Below are 17,912 nucleotides of genomic sequence, written 5' to 3' on the forward strand. Positions count from 1 at the left end.
GAGATTATTTACGTTTCTCCCCGCCGTCGTTGCGCTGTTCACGGCGCCTTGTCGAAGCCCAGCAAACCAGGGATGATTCCGTGACCGCCGAAGATCGCATCCGCGCCCTGCCCTGCTGGACCGGTGGCATCGAGATCGCACCGCTGCCCGGCGGTCTGAGCAACGCGAATTATGTGGTCACGGACGCGGCGGGACGACACGTCGTGCGCTTCGGCAAGGACTATCCGTTCCACCATGTCTTTCGCGAGCGCGAGGTGATGACGGCGCGGGCGGCGCATGCCGCCGGTTTCGCGCCGGCCGTCCGCCATGCCGAACCGGGCATCATGGTCACAGAGTTTCTCGGCGCCAAGACCTATCTCGCCGAGGACGTACGCGCCAATCTTGGCCGCGTCGCAGCCCTGATGCGCGCCTTTCACCGGGAGATGCCCAATCACGTCTCCGGCGCCGGCTTCATGTTCTGGGTGTTCCATGTCATTCGCGACTATGCGCGCACGCTTGAAGAAGGCGGCAGCCGCAAGCGCAGCGACCTGCCACGCCTGCTGACGCTGGCCGACGAACTGGAGCGCGCGCAGAAACTGCTGCCGATCGTCTTTGGCCACAATGATCTGTTGCCGGCCAACATTCTCGACGACGGCAACAGGCTGTGGCTGATCGACTTCGAATATGCCGGCTTCAACACGGCGATGTTCGACCTCGCAGGCGCCGCCTCCAACGCCGGCATGAGCGACGAGGAATCCTTCGCCTTTCTGACCGCCTATTTCATGAAGGAACCGGACGAAGCGATCCGCCGTTCGCACGCGGCCATGCAATGCGCCTCGCTGCTGCGCGAGGCGATGTGGAGCATGGTGTCCGAGCTCTATCTCGACGCGCCCGGTATCGACTACGTCGCCTACACCGAGGAAAATCTCGCCCGGCTCGACACGGCGCTGGAAAACTACAGAACGAAGTACGGGATACAGAAATCATGACATTGCCGACCCAGGCCGCCATCGTCGTCATCGGCGGTGGCATCATCGGCTGTTCGACGGCTTATCATCTGGCGCGCGACCACAAGGCCGATGTCGTTCTGCTCGAACAAGGCAAGCTGACCTCGGGCTCGACCTGGCATGCCGCCGGCCTTGTCGGCCAGTTGCGCTCGTCGGCTTCGATCACCCGCGTGCTGAAATACTCCGTCGACCTCTACAAGGGCCTCGAGGCCGAGACCGGCCTTGCCACCGGCTGGAAGATGACCGGCTGCCTCAGGCTCGCCACCAATGCCGACCGCTGGACCGAGTACAAAAGGCTGGCGACGACGGCGAAAAGCTTCGGCATGGACATGCAATTGCTGTCGCCGGCGGAAGTCAAGGCAATGTGGCCGCTCATGGAAACCGGCGATCTTGTCGGCGCCTCCTGGCTGCCGACCGATGGCCAGGCGAGCCCCTCCGACATCACGCAGTCGCTGGCCAAGGGCGCGCGCATGCATGGCGCCAAACTGTTCGAGGATGTCCGCGTCATCGGCTTCGAAATGAAGGACGGCCGCATCACGGCGGTGAAGACCAACAAGGGCGACATTGCTTGTGACAAGGTGGTCAACTGCGCCGGCCAGTGGGCGCGGCAGGTCGGCGCCATGGCCGGCATCAACGTGCCGCTGCAGCCGGTGAAGCACCAGTACATCATCACCGAGAAGATCGACGGACTGGCGACCGACGCGCCGACCATCCGCGATCCGGACCGGCGCACCTATTTCAAGGAAGAGGTCGGCGGGCTGGTGATGGGCGGCTATGAGCCGAACCCGCAGGCCTGGGCTACTGGTCTCCCCGGCGGCGACGTCCCCAATGATTGGGAATTCAGGCTGTTCGACGATGATTACGACCATTTCGAGCAGCACATGAGCCAAGCGATCGCGCGCGTGCCGGCGCTGGAAACTGTCGGCGTCAAGCAGATGATCAACGGGCCGGAGAGTTTTACGCCAGACGGCAATTTCATTCTCGGCACAGCGCCCGAATGCGCCAACATGTTTGTCGGCGCCGGCTTCAACGCCTTCGGCATCGCCTCGGGCGGCGGCGCCGGCTGGGTGCTGGCGCAGTGGGTGGTCGATGGCGAAGCACCGCTCGACCTGTGGGTGGTCGACATCAGGCGCTTTGCTAATTTGCACCGTGACCGTCAGTGGGTCTGCGACCGCACGCTGGAGGCCTATGGCAAACACTATACGATCGGCTTTCCGCATGAGGAGTATGCCAGCGGGAGGCCGCGCATCGTCTCGCCGCTCTACGACAGGCTGAAACAGCAAAATGCTGTGTTCGGCTCGAAGCTCGGCTGGGAGCGGCCTAACTGGTTCGCGCCCGAAGGCGTCGAGCCGCAGGACATCTATTCGATGGGCCGGCAGAACTGGTTTGTGGCGGTCGGCGACGAACACCGGCATGTGCGCGAAAAAGTCGGCATATTCGATCAATCCTCCTTCGCCAAATACGAGCTGAGCGGGCCCGATGCGCTGAAGGCGCTGGACTGGGTCTGCGCCAACGACGTCAGCAAGCGGGTCGGCCGGCTGACCTACACGCAGCTTCTCAACACACGCGGCGGCATCGAGGCCGATCTGACGGTGGCGCGGCTGGCCGAAGAGAAGTTCTACATCGTCACCGGCACAGGCTTCCGTACGCATGATTCCTCATGGATCGGCGATCATATCGGCGAAGGGCTCGATGCCAGGCTCGTCGATGTCACCGAGGATTTCGGCACGCTGTCGCTGATGGGTCCTCGGGCGCGCGACGTGCTTTCGGCCGTGACCGAAGCCGACGTGTCAAATGTGAGCTTCCCATTCGGCCATGTGCGTGAGATTGCCATCGCCGGCCACACGGTTCGGGCGCTGCGCGTCACCTATGTCGGCGAGTTGGGCTGGGAACTGCACGTGCCGATCGCGGCCACCGGCGAAGTCTTCGACGCGCTGATGGCGGCAGGCAAAAAGCACGACATCCGCCCGATCGGCTATCGGGCACTGGAATCGCTGCGGCTGGAAAAGGGCTATCGTGCCTGGGGCTCCGACATCACGCCCAACGACACGCCGCAGGAAGCCGGGCTCGGCTGGGCGGTCAAGCTGCGCAAGAACACGGATTTCATCGGACGGCGCGCGCTGGAGAAGACCGGCGGCACGGCAATGAAGAAACGCTTTGCCGGCTTCACGGTCGACGACCCCGAGATCGTGCTGCTCGGCCGCGAAACCATCCTGCGCAATGGCGAGCCTGTCGGTTATCTCACCAGCGGCGGTTATGGCTATACGCTGGGCAAGACCATCGGCTACGGCTACGTGCGCAACGCCGACGGGGTCAGCGACGATTTTCTCGCCTCGGGCGACTACGAACTGGTGGTTGCGATGGAGAGGACGCCGGCCAAGATCCACCTCGAGCCGATGTACGACCCGGCAGGCGCGAGGGTCAAAGCGTAGGTCAGGTCACGCGCAGTGCGAGGCCGCGGCTGGGCACGGTGTCGGCTTCGCCGGGCATCGAGACATAAGGGCGCGTTTCCTCGACGCGGGTGACGAGGCCCTGCGCCTCGAGCTCAGCGACGCGCGTGGCGAAGCCCTGATCCCACAGCGAGTTCTTGACCGTCAGCACGATGATGCCGCCCGGCCGGCATATGCGGATCAGTTCGTCCAGCCCCTCGACGCCGACATGACCTGATGTGAAGACGCCGGCCGAGATCACTCCGGCATAGGCATCATCGGCAAAGGGCAGATGACCGCCCAGCGCCAGGCAATGGAGCGCGGAATAGACACCCTTGCGGGCCGCCTGATCCAGCATGCCTTGTGAAATATCGAGTGCCTCGACTTGCGGGTAACCGGCAATATCAAGCCATTCGCCGATGAGACCGGTGCCGGCCCCGGCATCGAGCAGCGGTGCTGAACCGCGCGGCAGATGGCGGGTCAGCAGCGCAAGGCAGATCGTCGGATGGCGATAGCCGGCGGCCGACATGTCGGCGTCGTAGGTCTGCGACCAACGATCATAAAGTGCGGCGACCTCTTCGGGCCGCTTTGCCGCGTAGGCCGCGCCAAGCGCACCCTGATGTTTGTTGTCCGCCACTTTGATCCAGTCCGCCAATTTTTGATCTCGCAGTGATGATAGCCAAAGCGCGAAAATTGTGGAACCGTTGCCGCGACAAATAACAGTGTGTGGGGGCGCAGGCATGATTACAGACGAGGCGCGTGCGGCACTGGACGCCATTCCCATGCTGGCCGGCTACAGCGGGCCGCTGGAACGGCTGGGCGGCCTCACCAACCTCGTCTTCAAGGCCGGCGACTTCTGCCTGCGCATTCCTGGCAAGGGCACCGAGGAATACATCAACCGGGCCAACGAAGCGGTGGCCGCACGCGAAGCGGCAAAAGCAGGGGTCAGTCCCGAGGTGCTGCATGTCGATGCCGGCACCGGGTTGATGGTGACACGCTACATCGCCGGCGCCGAAACCATGTCGGAGGAGAAATTCAAGGTTCGGCCGGGCAGTCCAGCCCGCGCCGGCGAGGCCTTTCGCAAGCTGCACAATTCAGGCGCGGTGTTTCCCTTCCGCTTCGAGCTGTTTGCGATGATCGACGACTATCTCAAGGTGCTGTCCACCAAGGAGATCGCCCTGCCCGCCGGCTATCATGACGTGGTGCGCGACGCCGGGACAGTGCGGTCGGCGCTGGCCGCCCATCCGCTGCCTCTCGTCGCCTGTCATTGCGATCCGCTGTGCGAAAACTTCCTCGACACCGGCGAGCGGATGTGGATCGTCGACTGGGAATATTCGGGCATGAACGACCCGCTCTGGGACCTTGGCGACCTCTCCGTGGAAGGTAAATTCGATCTGGCGCAAGACGAAGAGATGATGCACGCCTATTTCGGCGGCGAGGCGAGGCCGGCGCAGCGCGGCCGCATCGTCATCTACAAGGCGATGTGCGACCTGTTATGGACGCTGTGGGGGCTGATCCAGCTCGCCAACAACAACCCGGTCGATGATTTTCGCGCCTATGCCGACGGGCGGTTCGCGCGCTGCAAGGCGCTGATGGAGACGTCCGAGTTTTCACGGCATCTGGCGGCGATCCGCCGGGGGTGAGCCTGGACTAATTCACGCCCTTCGGCACGTTTTCGGGCGGCACCGTGGTCTCGACCACTTTCTGGCGGTGGAAGATGAACAGGCCGGCGAGAACGACAATGCCCGAGCCGATCAGGATGCGCGGACCGGGAACGTCGCCGAAGAACACCAGTCCGAACACCACCGCCCACAGCAGCAGCGTGTAATGCAGCGGCGCCAGCGTTGAGGCCGGCGCCAGCTTGAGCGCCCTGGTGATCATCAGATGGGCGCCGCAGGAGACGATGCCGAGCAGCAGCATGGCGCCGAGATCGAGCGCCGACGGCGTCTGCCAGGCGCCGATGCTCAGCACGCCGCCGACCAGCAGCGTGCCGATGGTCTGCCATGTCACTAGATTGGTGTCGCTGGTGCCACGCAGGCGGCGGTTGAGGATGATGGCGAAGGCGAAGGCGATACTGCCCACCAGCGCAAAACCCGATGACAGCGAGAAGGCCGCCGAGGACGGTTTCAGCATGATCAGCACACCGCAGAAGCCGAGCAGGATCGCCATCCAGCGGCGCCAGCCGACCTTTTCGCCAAGCAAGAGGTGCGAGAGTGCCGCGACGTAGATCGGCCCCGCCATGTAGAAACTCATCACATCGGCCAGCGGCAGATAGACCACGGCGGCATAGAAGAGCGCGGTGTCGAGCGTGGTCATCACCACCCGCAGCAGCTGCAGCTCCAGGCGTTCCATGCGAAACAGCTTGGCCGGGCCCTGGTTGGCGATCATCGGGCCGAGCACGAAGAAGGCGCCGATGGAGCGGATCAGCACCACCTGGCCGACGGAGAAGCTGGCGACCAGCCATTTGCCCATGGCGTCGTTCAGCGCAAACAGGAAATCGCCGGCCAGCATCAACAGAATGCCGGCCAAAAGCACATTCCTGATCGTCGAATTCTGCGCCACGGGCTGCGTCATGCCGATCCCGATTCCTCCCCCTTGTAAGCCCGCGTCGTAGACGGAAGCAGCGGCTTTGACGAGGAGAATTCGGGCGATGGGTAAGACCAGCGCCGGGAATCGGCTGTATCTAGAGCATGATGCCGAAAAGTGTGAAGCGGTTTTCGGACGACATCATGCTCTATCTCTTTGATTGGAGCCGGATATGTGCCGCCGGTTCACCATTCCCGGCCTTCCGCCGATGGACAGCCTGGTTTCCTGCTTCGTCCGCTCCGCCACCACCTTGCCCCTGGCAATGACGCACAGGCGCTCGGCGCGCAGCCGCAGGGCTTCGACCGGATTGCCGGCATCGAGGACGACCAGGCTGGCGCGCTTGCCGACCGCCAGGCCGAGATGATCGAGGCCCATGATCGCGGCATTGACGTTGGTGACCATGTCGAAGCAGCGCGCCATCTCGGCCGGGCTCGACATCTGAGCGACGTGCAGACCCATGAAGGCGACATCGAGCATGTCGGCGGTGCCCAGCGAATACCAGGGATCGAGCACGCAATCCTGGCCCCAACCGACGCGAATGCCGAGCGCCAGCATCTCCTTGACCCGGGTAAGGCCGCGGCGCTTCGGGAAGGTGTCGTGGCGGCCCTGCAGCATGATGTTGATCAGCGGATTGGGAATGACCGAGACGCCGGCCTCGGCGATCAGCGGCAGCAGCTTCGAGACGTAGTAATTGTCCATCGAATGCATCGAGGTGAGGTGCGAACCGGCGACCTTGCCCTGCAGACCAAGACGCTGCGTTTCATAGGCCAACTGCTCGATATGGCGCGACAGCGGATCATCGGTCTCGTCGCAATGCAGGTCGACCATCAGGCCGCGGCTGGCCGCGATCTCGCACAGCTCCGTTACCGAGCGCGTGCCGTCGGCCATGGTGCGCTCGAAATGCGGGATGCCGCCGACGATGTCGACGCCCATGTCGAGCGCGCGGATGGTGTTTTCACGCGCCGATGGAGAGCGATAAAACCCGTCCTGCGGGAAGGCGACCAATTGCAGATCGATGTAGGGAGCGACCGTCTTCTTGACCTCGAGCAGCGCCTCGACCGCCAGCAGGCGGTCATCGCAGACATCGACATGGGTGCGGATGGCGAGCAGGCCCATCGACACCGCCCAGTCGCAATAGGCCAGCGCGCGATCACGCACCGCCTCATGCGTCAAAAGCGGCTTCAACTCGCCCCACAGCGAAATGCCTTCGAGCAGCGTACCCGACGCGTTGATGCGCGGAATGCCGTAGGAGAGCGTCGCGTCCATGTGGAAATGCGGATCGACGAAGGGCGGCGAGACCAGATTGCCATGGGCGTCGACCTTCGTCCGCGCGGAACCCTGGAGAACGGGCTCGATCGCCGCGATCGTCTCACCGTTGATGCCGATGTCGGCAACCCTGCCATCAGGCAGTGTGCCGCCGCGAACGATAAGGTCGAAATCCATCCGTCGTCATCCCGTCAAAAGAATCATCTGATATAGCCGAGGCTGAAAATCGCATCCCGTCGATGCCGCTTGCAACAGCGATTTGTCCGCGGCGGCCGCGGATGGTTTCATCCGGCCGCAACTCCCTCTATAAGCCGCCTTCGTTGTCCCGGTTTCAAGGATCCGCCGTTTGTTTCGTTTCTTCCGCTCGACGGAAAACCAGCGCCTCGTCGCGAGGTTGATCCGGGAATCCTTTTATCAGCACAGGTTTGGCTACGGCGCCGCGATCTTGTCGATGCTTGTGGTGGCCGCCACGACCGGCGCCAGCGCCTGGATTCTCAAAGAGATCACCGACGAATTCGTAGTTTTCAAGCGGATTGACCGGGTCAACCTGATTGCGGGCGGGGTCGCCACGATCTTCATCCTCAAGGGCCTCGCCAACTTCATTCAGGCCTATTTCATGAGCCGTGTCGGCAACGCCATCATCGCCGACCGCCAGCGCAAGATCTACGACCGCATCCTGGCGCAAGGCATCGAATTCTACCATTCGACCTCGTCGTCCGACCTGATCACACGCATGACCAACAATGCGCAGGCGGCACGCAACGTGCTCGACCTCGTTGTCACGTCCTATGTGCGCGATCTGTTGTCGCTGGTCGTCCTGGTAGGAGTCATGGTCTGGCAGCAGCCAGCCTTGTCTATAATCTGCTTCGTCGTCGGCCCCTTGGCTATCTACGGGGTCAACCGCATCCTGAAACGTGTTCGCAAGTTCGCCGCGATGGAGTTTCGCTCGGTCGGCCAGATCGTGCAGGTGATGCAGGAAACGGCAATCGGCGTGCGCGTCGTCAAATCCTTCAACCTCGAAGGCGCAATGCGCAACCGCATGTACAAAGCGGTGTCGGACGTCGAGAACCGGGCCAACAACATCGCGACGCTGGAGGCTGCGACAAGCCCGGTGATGGAGACGCTGGCCGGGCTGGCAATTGCCGGGGCCATCTTCGTCAGTGGCTTCCTGGTCTTGCAGGGCGGCCAAATGCCGGGAAACATCATGGCCTTCATCGGGGCACTCCTGTTTGCCTATGAGCCGGCAAAGCGCCTTGCGCGCGTGCGCATATCGCTGGAAAGCGGCATTGTCGGCGTGCGTATGATGTTCGAGCTCGCCGACCAGCCGCTCACTCTGGTCGAGAAGCCGGACGCGAAGCCGCTTCTGGCCGGACCGGGCGAGATCCGGTTCGACGCCGTCGACTTCGCTTATCAGAAAGGGCCGCCGGTGCTGGACAGGTTCGATCTGACGCTTGCGCCCGGCAAGATGACGGCGCTGGTCGGGCCTTCCGGCGGCGGCAAGTCGACGATTCTAAACCTGATCATGCGCATGTATGATCCGCAGAGCGGCAGGGTGCTGTTCGACGGTCAGGATATTTCCCATGCGACGCTCGCATCGCTGCGGGAAAAGATCGCCTATGTCAGCCAGGATACGTTCCTGTTTGCCGGCACCATCATGCACAACATCCGGCTTGGGCGCGAGGGTGCGACCGACGATGAGGTGATCGCCGCCGCCAAGGCGGCCAACGCGCATGACTTCATCAGCGCGCAGGCGAAAGGCTACGAGACGGATGTCGGCGAGAATGGCGGCCTACTGTCGGGCGGCCAGCGCCAACGGATCTCGATCGCACGCGCCATGCTGCGCAATGCGGAGATCCTGCTGCTGGACGAAGCGACCAGCGCGCTCGACGCCGAATCGGAAGCGCTGTTCCGCGACGCGCTGCAGCAATTGACGGAAGGCCGCACGACGATCGTCATCGCGCACCGTCTGTCGACCGTGCACCAGGCCGACACAATCGTGGTGCTCGAAGCCGGCAAGGTGGTGGAAAGCGGCCCGCACAAGGCCTTGCTCAAGCAGGGCGGGCTTTACCAGAAGCTCTATGAGTATCAGTTGATGCCGTAGCACTTCTCTTCCCTTCCCCCACTTGTGGGGGAAGGTGGATCGGCGCGCGTCGCCGAGACGGATGAGGGGTGTTCCAGCGGAGTGAGACATCGGTGTTCTCTGGAACACCCCTCATCCGTCGCCTGCGGCGACACCTTCTCCCACAGGGGGAGAAGGAAGAAACCTCACTCCGGCACAAACCTCACCGCGCCCTTGGCCGCGCTGGTGGCCATGGCGGCATAGGCGCGCAAGGCGGTCGTCACCTTGCGCTTGCGCTTTTCCTCCGGCTTCCAGGCCATGGCGCCCTTGGCTTCCATCGCCGCCCGTCGCGCAGCGAGTTCCGCCTCATCGACAGCCAGGCGGATGCTGCGGTTCGGGATGTCGATCTCTATCGTATCGCCCTCCTGCACCAGCCCGATCAGCCCGCCTTCGGCGGCTTCCGGCGACGCATGGCCGATCGACAGGCCCGAGGTGCCGCCGGAGAAGCGGCCGTCAGTGACCAGAGCGCAGGCCTTGCCGAGGCCCTTCGACTTCAGATAGCTGGTCGGGTAGAGCATCTCCTGCATGCCGGGGCCGCCGCGCGGTCCTTCATAGCGGATGACGACGACATCGCCGGCCTTGATCTCATTGGACAGGATCGCCTTGACGCTCGAATCCTGGCTTTCGAACACGCGGGCCGGGCCGGTGAATTTCAGGATCGATTCATCGACGCCCGCCGTCTTCACGATGCAGCCGTCGAGCGCCAGATTGCCCTTCAGCACGGCAAGGCCGCCATCCTTGGAAAAGGGATGTTCGGTCGAGCGGATAACGCCTTTCTCGCGGTCGAGATCGAGCTCGTCCCAGCGGCGCTCCTGGCTGAAGGCGACCTGTGTCGGCACGCCGCCAGGGGCGGCGAGGAAGAAATCGCGCACGCTCTGGCTGGTCGTGCGGGAAATGTCCCAATGGTCGAGCGCCTCGCCCAGGGTTGACGTATGCACCGTCGGCAGGTCGCGGTTGAGCAGGCCGGCATTGTCGAGCTGGCCGAGGATCGCCATGATGCCGCCGGCGCGGTGGACGTCTTCCATGTGGACGTCGGACTTGGCGGGCGCAACCTTGCACAGCACCGGCACCTTGCGCGACAGCGCGTCGATGTCGTCCTGATCGAAATCGATCTCGCCCTCATGCGCGGCAGCCAGGATGTGCAGCACGGTGTTGGTCGAACCGCCCATGGCGATGTCGAGCGTCATGGCGTTCTCGAAAGCGCCCTTCGAGGCGATGTTGCGCGGCAGTGCGGTTTCGTCGTCCTGTTCGTAATAGCGCTGCGCGAGATCGACGATCAGGTGGCCGGCCTCGACGAACAGACGCTTGCGGTCGGCATGCGTCGCCAATGTCGAGCCGTTGCCGGGCAGCGACAGGCCAAGCGCCTCGGTCAAACAATTCATCGAATTGGCGGTGAACATGCCCGAGCAGGAGCCGCAGGTCGGGCAGGCCGAGCGCTCGATGACCTTGACGTCCTCATCGGAGATCTTGTCGTCGGCGGCCGCGACCATGGCATCGACCAGGTCGAGCGCCTGCGTCTTGCCGGCGAGCACCACCTTGCCGGCTTCCATCGGACCGCCGGAGACGAAGACGGTCGGGATGTTGAGGCGCAACGAGGCCATCAGCATGCCGGGCGTGATCTTGTCGCAATTGGAGATGCAGACCATGGCGTCGGCGCAATGCGCGTTGACCATGTATTCGACGGAATCGGCGATCAGCTCGCGCGACGGGAGCGAATAGAGCATGCCGTCATGGCCCATGGCGATGCCGTCATCGACGGCGATGGTGTTGAATTCCTTGGCAACGCCGCCGGCCTTTTCGATCTCGCGCGCGACCAATTGGCCGAGATCCTTCAGATGGACATGGCCCGGCACGAACTGGGTGAAGGAGTTGACCACCGCAATGATCGGCTTGCCGAAATCCGAGTCCTTCATGCCGGTGGCGCGCCAGAGGCCGCGAGCGCCGGCCATGTTGCGGCCATGGGTGGTGGTGCGGGAACGATAGGCAGGCATGTTTTTTCCTTGGTGGCTGGCCGCAGCCCAGGGGTTGGCGCGGCGGAGCTGAATTCGGACCGCAGGCGTTATAGACGCGCAAGTATGGTCTGGCCACAATTTTGCAATGCGCCAGATTCTCTCAAAAAAATGCGTGGCACTGTCGGATGGCGCGCTGCATGTCCGTCCTTGGGCAGACGGCAAGGAGATGGCACCATGTTCGGAGTCAGCCGTTTCACAGGAACAGCGACCGAAACAGCACGAGGAGCACGACATGCAAAAGATCACCACCTGCCTGTGGTTCGACGGCCGAGCCGAAGAGGCCATGAACTTCTACGTCTCCATCTTCAAGAATTCCAAGGTGCTGAGCGTGATGCGTTGGCCCGAAGGCCACGCCGATGCAGGCAAGGTGCTGGTGACCACGTTCGAACTCGACGGCGTGCAGTTCCAGGCGCTCAATGGTGGACCGCAGTTCAAGCACAGCGAAGCGATGTCGCAGTCGATCGACTGCAAGACGCAGGAAGAGGTGGATTACTTCTGGGACAAGCTCATCGAAGGTGGCGGCCAACCATCGCAATGCAGCTGGCTGAAGGATAAATTCGGCGTCTCCTGGCAGGTTGTGCCGGAGCAGCTGCCGCGCCTGCTTCTGGATCCGGACCGGGCCAAGGCCGGCCGCGTAATGTCGGCGATGATGCAGATGAGCAAGATCGACATCGCCAAGATCGAAGAAGCCGCTAGAGGATAGTCGAGGGTCGCGCCGCCCCTCAACCGCCCTTCGGGCACCTTCTCCCCGTGAACGGGGAGTAGGAAAAAGCGCGACTTACGCCGCTCTGTCGCGGACCTGATAGTCCTTGATCGTGGCAAACTCGATCGCCTTCCAGCGCTCCGCTTCGTAGTTCAGCGAGAAGGCGTGCTGGGCGAGGAACACCGGGTCGTTGTCGAGGTCGCGGGCGATGTCGCCGCGATGCGCCTCGATGAAACGCTGGACCTCGGCCTTGTCGTCGGCCGAGATCCAGCGGCACACGGAAAAGCGCGACATCTCGAATTCGACCGGCAGGGTGTATTCGAAGTTCAGCCGTTCCTTCAGGACGTCGAGTTGCAGCGCGCCGACGACACCGACGATGGCCGGTGAGCCGTCCTCGGGCGAAAACAGCTGCACGACGCCCTCCTCTGCCATCTGGTGCAGCGCTTCCTTCAGCTTTTTGGCCTTCATCGCGTCGCCGAGGCGGACACGGCGCAGGATTTCCGGGGCGAAATTCGGAACGCCGCGGAACAGGATTTCCTCGCCCTCGGTCAGCGTATCGCCAATACGCAGCGTGCCGTGGTTGGGAATGCCGACGACGTCGCCGGCAAAGGCCTCGTCGGCGGTGACGCGTGTGCGGGCAAAGAAGAACTGCGGCGCCGACAGCGACATCGGTTTTCCCGTGCGTACCAGCTTGGCCTTCATGCCGCGCTCGAGCTTGCCCGAACAGACGCGGACGAAGGCTATGCGGTCGCGGTGGTTGGGATCCATGTTGGCCTGGATCTTGAAGACGAAGGACGTCATCTTCTCTTCGGTCGCCTCGACCTTGCGGGTGTCGGCCTCTTGAGCACGCGGCGGCGGTCCAAAAGCGCCGAGCGCCTCGATCAGGTCGCGCACGCCATAATTGCGCAGCGCCGAGCCGAAATAGACCGGCGTCAGGTGACCCTCGCGGAAGGCTTCTATATCAAGGGGTCTGCACGCTTCCCGCGCCAGCTCCAGCTCCTCGATGAAGGCCTCGCGCTCGTTCTCCGGCAAAAGGCCGGCGACGTGGTTGGAATCGGGACCGTTGACCGGCGTGCGCTCCTTCTCGTCGTCGCCCCTGCGCACGGCGTTCAGCGCCAGATGGTAGGTGCCGGAAAAATTCTTGCCCCGGCCGATCGGCCAGGTGATCGGCGCCGTATCCAGCGCCAGCTTCTGCTCGATCTCATCGAGGATCTCGAACGGATCGCGGCTTTCGCGATCCATCTTGTTGACGAAGGTGATGATCGGGATGTCGCGTAGCCGGCAGACTTCGAAAAGCTTCAGCGTGCGCGGCTCGATGCCCTTGGCGGCATCGATGACCATGACGGCCGAGTCGACCGCCGATAGCGTGCGATAGGTGTCGTCTGCGAAATCCTCGTGGCCGGGCGTGTCGAGCAGGTTGAAGACATTGTCCTCATACTCGAAGGTCATCACCGAAGTGACGACTGAAATGCCGCGCTCACGCTCGATCTTCATCCAGTCCGACCGCGTCTGGATCTTGTCCTTCTTGGCCTTGACCTCGCCGGCAAGCTGGATGGCGCCGCCGAACAGCAGCAGCTTTTCGGTGAGCGTGGTCTTGCCGGCGTCCGGGTGCGCGATGATCGCGAAGGTGCGGCGGCGCGCCACTTCTTCTTCTATTGCTTCGGGCATTCTCTGGGATTTCCGTGTGACAGGCCGGGCTTCTAGCAGCGCACTGCCGGCCTGTCGACCGGTCCGGCGGCAGGGAAGCCGCCGGAAGCCATGGCTTGCTTCAGGCCAATTCGGCCGTGCGGCTCGCCTGAACGACCTCGGGGAGCCAGCCGGCAATGGTGCCGCCTATCGCGTCGGCATGGTCTTCCTGCAGATAGTGCGCACCGGGTCCGAGATTGATGAACCGGCAGTTCTTCAGCCCGGCGGCGAATTCGCGTGCGGCCTGCGGCGCAATCAGCGCGCCGGGATCGCCCGCAAACAGCAGTTTCGGATAGGTGGAGAGCCGAAGTGCGCGATGATCATGTTCGCTGATGGCGGCAACGTCGGCGGGCTGGCCCTCGATCGGCAATTCCCGAGGCAGGCGCAACACCGGCTTTCGCGATTGCGGTGTCGGGAACGGCGCCCGGTAGACGGCCATCTCCTCATCGCTCAGTGTACGCAGCACCGAGGCCGGCAACACTTTTTCGACGAAGACATTGTCTTCCAGGACCAGCTTCTCGCCGACACCCGGCGTGCGCAGCGCCTTGAACATTTCGCGGGCTTGCGGGCGCTGATGAAAATCCTCCCAGCGCTCGAAGGGTCGGACGAATTCCATGAAGGCAAGGCCGAGCACGCGTTGCGGTCGCCGCGCCGCGAGATGGAAAGCCAGGGCCGTGCCCCAGTCCTGCGCGACCAACACCACTTCCTGGATGTCGAGCACGTCCAGGAAGGCGTCGAGATAGCGGACGTGATCGAAGAAGCGATAATCGATATCGGGCTTGCCGGATTGGCCGTAGCCGATCAGGTCGGGCGCGATGCAGCGACCGAGCGGCGCGACATACGGGATGATGTTGCGCCAGATGTGGGATGAGGTCGGATTGCCATGCAGGAACAGAACGGTGGGGCCGGACGCTCCCGTCTCGACATAGGACATGGTCGAATCGAGCACGGCGATCTGCGAGCGTCTCGGTGCAGCGACGCCAGCTTGAGAAATGTTGGCTTTCGAACTCATGGGGTCGGCTCCTTTGCAAAAACTGTGCTGAAGATGATTTTCTTGAACCGCTCGAGCGGCGCGGGGCTACGTTCAACCTTCATGCGCAGCATGGCGCCCTGCCAAGACGACAGCAGGAAGTCGGCAAGGTCCTCGGCCTCGAAGGCCTTGGAGATGTCGCCGGCTGCCTGGCCTTCGGCGATGCAGGCGGCGAAGGGCTGGCGCCAGCGTTCGAAGATGTCGACGAGTTGCAGGCGCAGCGGCTCGCTGTGGACCGCGGTCTCGAGGCTGAGATTGCCTATCATGCAGCCGCGTGCCCAATCATGCGCCTCAAGCTTCGAGGTGATGACATCGACGTAGCGCCTCAGCCGGCCGATGGGCGGCGTGCCGTCCTGCGCCAAGGCTTTCTCGACCAACGTGCCGACATAGGCGAAATAGCGGTCCAGCACCTCCCCGGCAAACTCCTCCTTGGAGGCAAAATGGTTGGTGAACGAGCCGGGCCGGGCGTCGGCGGCGGCAACGATGTCGCGCACACCGGCGGCGGCATAGCCGGAATTCCAGATGGTCCGGAACCCGGCGTCAAGGAGGTTTTCGCGGAGTGATTGTCTGGCCATACCGATATAATACGTACGTACGTATTGATGTCAAGCCGAATAATTTGCGTTGCCGATGTTGGCAAGCGGGGGTGGCACTGGAAGAGTGTCCCTCAGGGGGTGGCGAGTTTGAGGAGCGAACATGGCTGCGGTGAAACAAGTGATCGTCATCGGCGCCGGCATCATCGGTGCTTCCATGGCCTGGCACCTGACCAGGGCAGGCGCACAGGTGACGGTCATCGCCGCCGACAGCGCCGCCGGTGGGGTCGCCACGCCGAACTCCTTTGCCTGGATCAATGCCACCTGGGGCAATCCGGAGCCCTATTTCCGGCTGCGCACCCGCGCCATGGCCGAATGGTCGCGGCTGGCGCGGGACGTGCCCGGCCTGCCGCTCAACTGGTGCGGCGGCCTGTGCTGGGATCTATCGGCGGCCGACATGGAAACCTATACCGCGCAGCATTCGGCCTGGGGCTACGGCATCGAGCGCGTCGACCGCGCCGGCGCGGCCCGTATAGAGCCTAATCTCACCGAACTCCCGGACGTCGCTTTGCATGTCGCCGAAGAGGGCGTTGCCGAGCCGGTCGCGGCAACGAAGGCGCTGCTGGCCGATGCCGAACGACGCGGCGCGCGGATCATCTCCAGCACGGTGACGGCGCTTGTCCAGACAGGCGGCAGGATTTCGGGCGTCGACACATCGCATGGGCTGCTTGCCACCGACGAGGTGTTGATCGCGGCCGGCGTCGGCTCGGCGGGCATTGCCGCCACCGCCGGCATAAATCTGCCGCTCGAGACGCCACCTGGCCTGATCGTCCACTCGCGGCCCTACGAGAAACTGCTGAACGGACTGGTGCTGGCCGAGCGGCTGCATATGCGCCAGACCGCCGAGGGCCGTATCATCGCCGGTTCCGATTTCGGCGGCGCCGACCCCGGCATGGATGCGCAAGCCACCGCCAGCGAACTGTTCGCGGTCCTGAAAGCCAGCCTGCGCGGCGGAGACGGGCTGGCGCTCGATTTCCACACGGTCGGTTACCGGCCGACGCCGATCGACGGTTTTCCGATCATCGGCCGCGCCGAGGGCATGGACGGCGTCTATGTCAGCGTCATGCATTCCGGCATCACGCTGGCGCCGGCCGTCGGCCTGTTTGCCGCTCGCGAAATCCTTGATGGCGAGCGCGATCCGCTGCTCGCGCCTTACGGGTTGGGACGGTTTGCTCAATAACCCGGACGGACGGCAGCGTCGGCCGATGTCTGTATAGGTTAACGCCCTACGGCGCCCCCCTCTGTCCTGCCGGACATCTCCCCCTCGAGTGGGGAGATTGGCAGTTTCGGCGCCTCGCTCAGTCCCGCAAGGTCGGCGATTGGCGAAAGCCGTCGCGACATCCAATCTCCCCCCTTGAGGGGGAGATGTCCGGCAGGACAGAGGGGGGCGCTGGCCCGCGGCGTTGCCGCAATTTGCAACTACCCGGCCAACGCCAGCTTCGCCACGGCCGGAGCAAAAGGCCGAATGTTGATCCCGTCCCTGGTCATGGTGACGAAGCTCGATGGCGGGATCGCCTAGGCGCGATCCATAAGAGCCGCAGGCTCCTTGGTCGCGTGCGTGCCTCTGTTGTGCGTCCGCTCGTAAAGCTCGCGAACGATTCGGCTGGCGGTAGTTTCAAACAGAAATGGCAAGAAAGCATGAACGAGCGCGGCGCCGGCCGCCATCAACAGGCGCGACGAAAACCAGGCGGCAAAGCCCATGTGGCTGAAATAGGTTTCGCCGACCTTGGCCGGATGAGAGGTGAAAATCCTTGCAACCGACATGCTGGTTCCCCTTCAGCGCTTGAAGTTCCTGATATGAGTATCCTGACATGCTTCGCCGGTTCATCGGTCTCAAAATGTCCTTGTATTTCGGTGATGCATGGGACAAATATCCCACATGGCGCTGGAAATTGACGAAATCGACCGGAAATTGCTCGCCGAGTTGCAACGCGACGGCACGCTGTCGGTCGACCAGTTGTCGGAACGGGTGGCGCTGTCGCGCAATGCCTGCTGGCGCCGGGTGAAGCGGCTGGAGGAGGCCGGTGTCATCACCGGCAGGGTGGCGCTGGTCGATGCCGAAAAGCTCGGGCTTGGCCTTTCCGTCTTCATCCTGATCCGCACGTCCAACCACGATCCGGAGTGGCTGCAGAGATTCCGGGCGGCGGTGACCGGCTTTCCCGAGATCATCGGCGTCTACCGCATGTCCGGCGACCTCGACTACGTTCTGCGCGCCCGCGTCGCCGACGTGAAGGCCTATGACCGGCTCTACCAGCGGCTGATCGCCAAGGTGGCGCTGTCTGATGTTTCCGCCTCTTTCGTGATGGAAGAGATCAAGGAGACGACGGTGGTTCCGATGGAAGTGCGCTAAGATATGTCGATATTCAGGTGATGCCGGCCTGCAAACGACGGGTTTCGACTCGGCCTGACCTGAATCTCAACACACCTCAGGCCATACTGATGCCTGAAAGAAAGCCGTTGATAGGCTTGCGGGCGAGTTGACCGAATCGCCGTTCGCGCCGA

Annotated in this window: 15 protein-coding genes; 7 read left to right on the forward strand and 8 right to left on the reverse strand. The window is 63.2% G+C overall.

Annotation, left to right across the window (positions count from 1 at the left end; genetic code table 11):
- Window positions 1-80 precede the first annotated feature (80 nt).
- Window positions 81-968 carry a phosphotransferase family protein gene (locus tag AC0NIL_RS00795; RefSeq protein WP_275954126.1) on the forward strand — a complete coding sequence of 296 codons (888 nt, stop codon included), beginning with the start codon at window positions 81-83 and terminating at the stop codon, window positions 966-968.
- The gene (locus AC0NIL_RS00800; RefSeq protein WP_275954127.1) at window positions 965-3,418 is read left to right on the forward strand and encodes a GcvT family protein; all 2,454 of its coding nucleotides are present in this window, start codon (window positions 965-967) and stop codon (window positions 3,416-3,418) included. The genes AC0NIL_RS00795 and AC0NIL_RS00800 overlap by 4 nt, the downstream gene beginning before the upstream one ends.
- Window position 3,419: 1 nt before the next feature.
- Here the strand turns inward: AC0NIL_RS00800 and AC0NIL_RS00805 are convergent, their stop codons facing one another.
- Window positions 3,420-4,052 (reverse strand): class I SAM-dependent DNA methyltransferase, encoded by a 633-nt coding sequence (locus AC0NIL_RS00805; protein WP_063170453.1) that lies wholly within the window; start codon window positions 4,050-4,052, stop codon window positions 3,420-3,422.
- 103 nt (window positions 4,053-4,155) lie between these two features.
- On the opposite strand from AC0NIL_RS00805, the gene AC0NIL_RS00810 reads away from it, so the two are divergent.
- Window positions 4,156-5,058 (forward strand): phosphotransferase family protein, encoded by a 903-nt coding sequence (locus AC0NIL_RS00810; protein ID WP_275954128.1) that lies wholly within the window; start codon window positions 4,156-4,158, stop codon window positions 5,056-5,058.
- 7 nt (window positions 5,059-5,065) lie between these two features.
- Here AC0NIL_RS00810 and AC0NIL_RS00815 read toward each other — a convergent pair whose 3' ends face one another.
- Entirely contained in the window at window positions 5,066-5,989 is a 924-nt protein-coding gene (locus AC0NIL_RS00815; protein WP_024503360.1) for a DMT family transporter, read from the reverse strand.
- A gap of 153 nt (window positions 5,990-6,142) precedes the next feature.
- Window positions 6,143-7,444 carry an amidohydrolase family protein gene (locus AC0NIL_RS00820; protein WP_275954129.1) on the reverse strand — a complete coding sequence of 434 codons (1,302 nt, stop codon included), beginning with the start codon at window positions 7,442-7,444 and terminating at the stop codon, window positions 6,143-6,145.
- Window positions 7,445-7,613: 169 nt separating this feature from the next.
- Between AC0NIL_RS00820 and AC0NIL_RS00825 the strand changes: the two genes are divergently transcribed.
- Window positions 7,614-9,368 carry an ABC transporter ATP-binding protein gene (locus AC0NIL_RS00825; protein ID WP_013528036.1) on the forward strand — a complete coding sequence of 585 codons (1,755 nt, stop codon included), beginning with the start codon at window positions 7,614-7,616 and terminating at the stop codon, window positions 9,366-9,368.
- Window positions 9,369-9,532: 164 nt separating this feature from the next.
- Here AC0NIL_RS00825 and ilvD read toward each other — a convergent pair whose 3' ends face one another.
- Complete coding sequence (gene ilvD / locus AC0NIL_RS00830) at window positions 9,533-11,377, reverse strand: dihydroxy-acid dehydratase (RefSeq protein ID WP_275954130.1); 1,845 nt, start codon at window positions 11,375-11,377, stop codon at window positions 9,533-9,535.
- Between the two features lie 253 nt (window positions 11,378-11,630).
- On the opposite strand from ilvD, the gene AC0NIL_RS00835 reads away from it, so the two are divergent.
- Complete coding sequence (locus tag AC0NIL_RS00835; protein WP_063170452.1) at window positions 11,631-12,101, forward strand: VOC family protein; 471 nt, start codon at window positions 11,631-11,633, stop codon at window positions 12,099-12,101.
- Between the two features lie 75 nt (window positions 12,102-12,176).
- On the opposite strand, the gene AC0NIL_RS00840 is transcribed toward AC0NIL_RS00835, so the two are convergent.
- The 3 genes from AC0NIL_RS00840 to AC0NIL_RS00850 all read right to left on the reverse strand — a co-directional run bounded on the left by AC0NIL_RS00840 (window position 12,177) and on the right by AC0NIL_RS00850 (window position 15,392).
- Entirely contained in the window at window positions 12,177-13,769 is a 1,593-nt protein-coding gene (locus tag AC0NIL_RS00840; RefSeq protein ID WP_275954131.1) for a peptide chain release factor 3, read from the reverse strand.
- A 100-nt stretch (window positions 13,770-13,869) separates the two neighbouring features.
- Window positions 13,870-14,799: a haloalkane dehalogenase gene (locus AC0NIL_RS00845; protein WP_224673739.1), complete on the reverse strand. Its 930-nt coding sequence runs from the start codon at window positions 14,797-14,799 to the stop codon at window positions 13,870-13,872.
- Window positions 14,796-15,392 carry a TetR/AcrR family transcriptional regulator gene (locus AC0NIL_RS00850; RefSeq protein ID WP_275954132.1) on the reverse strand — a complete coding sequence of 199 codons (597 nt, stop codon included), beginning with the start codon at window positions 15,390-15,392 and terminating at the stop codon, window positions 14,796-14,798. The genes AC0NIL_RS00845 and AC0NIL_RS00850 overlap by 4 nt, the downstream gene beginning before the upstream one ends.
- Window positions 15,393-15,513: 121 nt before the next feature.
- Here AC0NIL_RS00850 and AC0NIL_RS00855 point away from each other — a divergent pair, with 121 nt between their 5' ends.
- The gene (locus AC0NIL_RS00855) at window positions 15,514-16,590 is read left to right on the forward strand and encodes an NAD(P)/FAD-dependent oxidoreductase (RefSeq protein WP_275954133.1); all 1,077 of its coding nucleotides are present in this window, start codon (window positions 15,514-15,516) and stop codon (window positions 16,588-16,590) included.
- Window positions 16,591-16,925: 335 nt separating this feature from the next.
- Here the strand turns inward: AC0NIL_RS00855 and AC0NIL_RS00860 are convergent, their stop codons facing one another.
- On the reverse strand, window positions 16,926-17,174 hold the full coding sequence (locus AC0NIL_RS00860) for a DUF6356 family protein (RefSeq protein WP_013528043.1): 249 nt from the start codon (window positions 17,172-17,174) through the stop codon (window positions 16,926-16,928).
- 115 nt (window positions 17,175-17,289) lie between these two features.
- On the opposite strand from AC0NIL_RS00860, the gene AC0NIL_RS00865 reads away from it, so the two are divergent.
- Complete coding sequence (locus AC0NIL_RS00865) at window positions 17,290-17,760, forward strand: Lrp/AsnC family transcriptional regulator (protein WP_013528044.1); 471 nt, start codon at window positions 17,290-17,292, stop codon at window positions 17,758-17,760.
- The last annotated feature ends 152 nt before the right edge of the window (window positions 17,761-17,912 follow it).

Source organism: Mesorhizobium sp. WSM1343 (assembly GCF_055901535.1).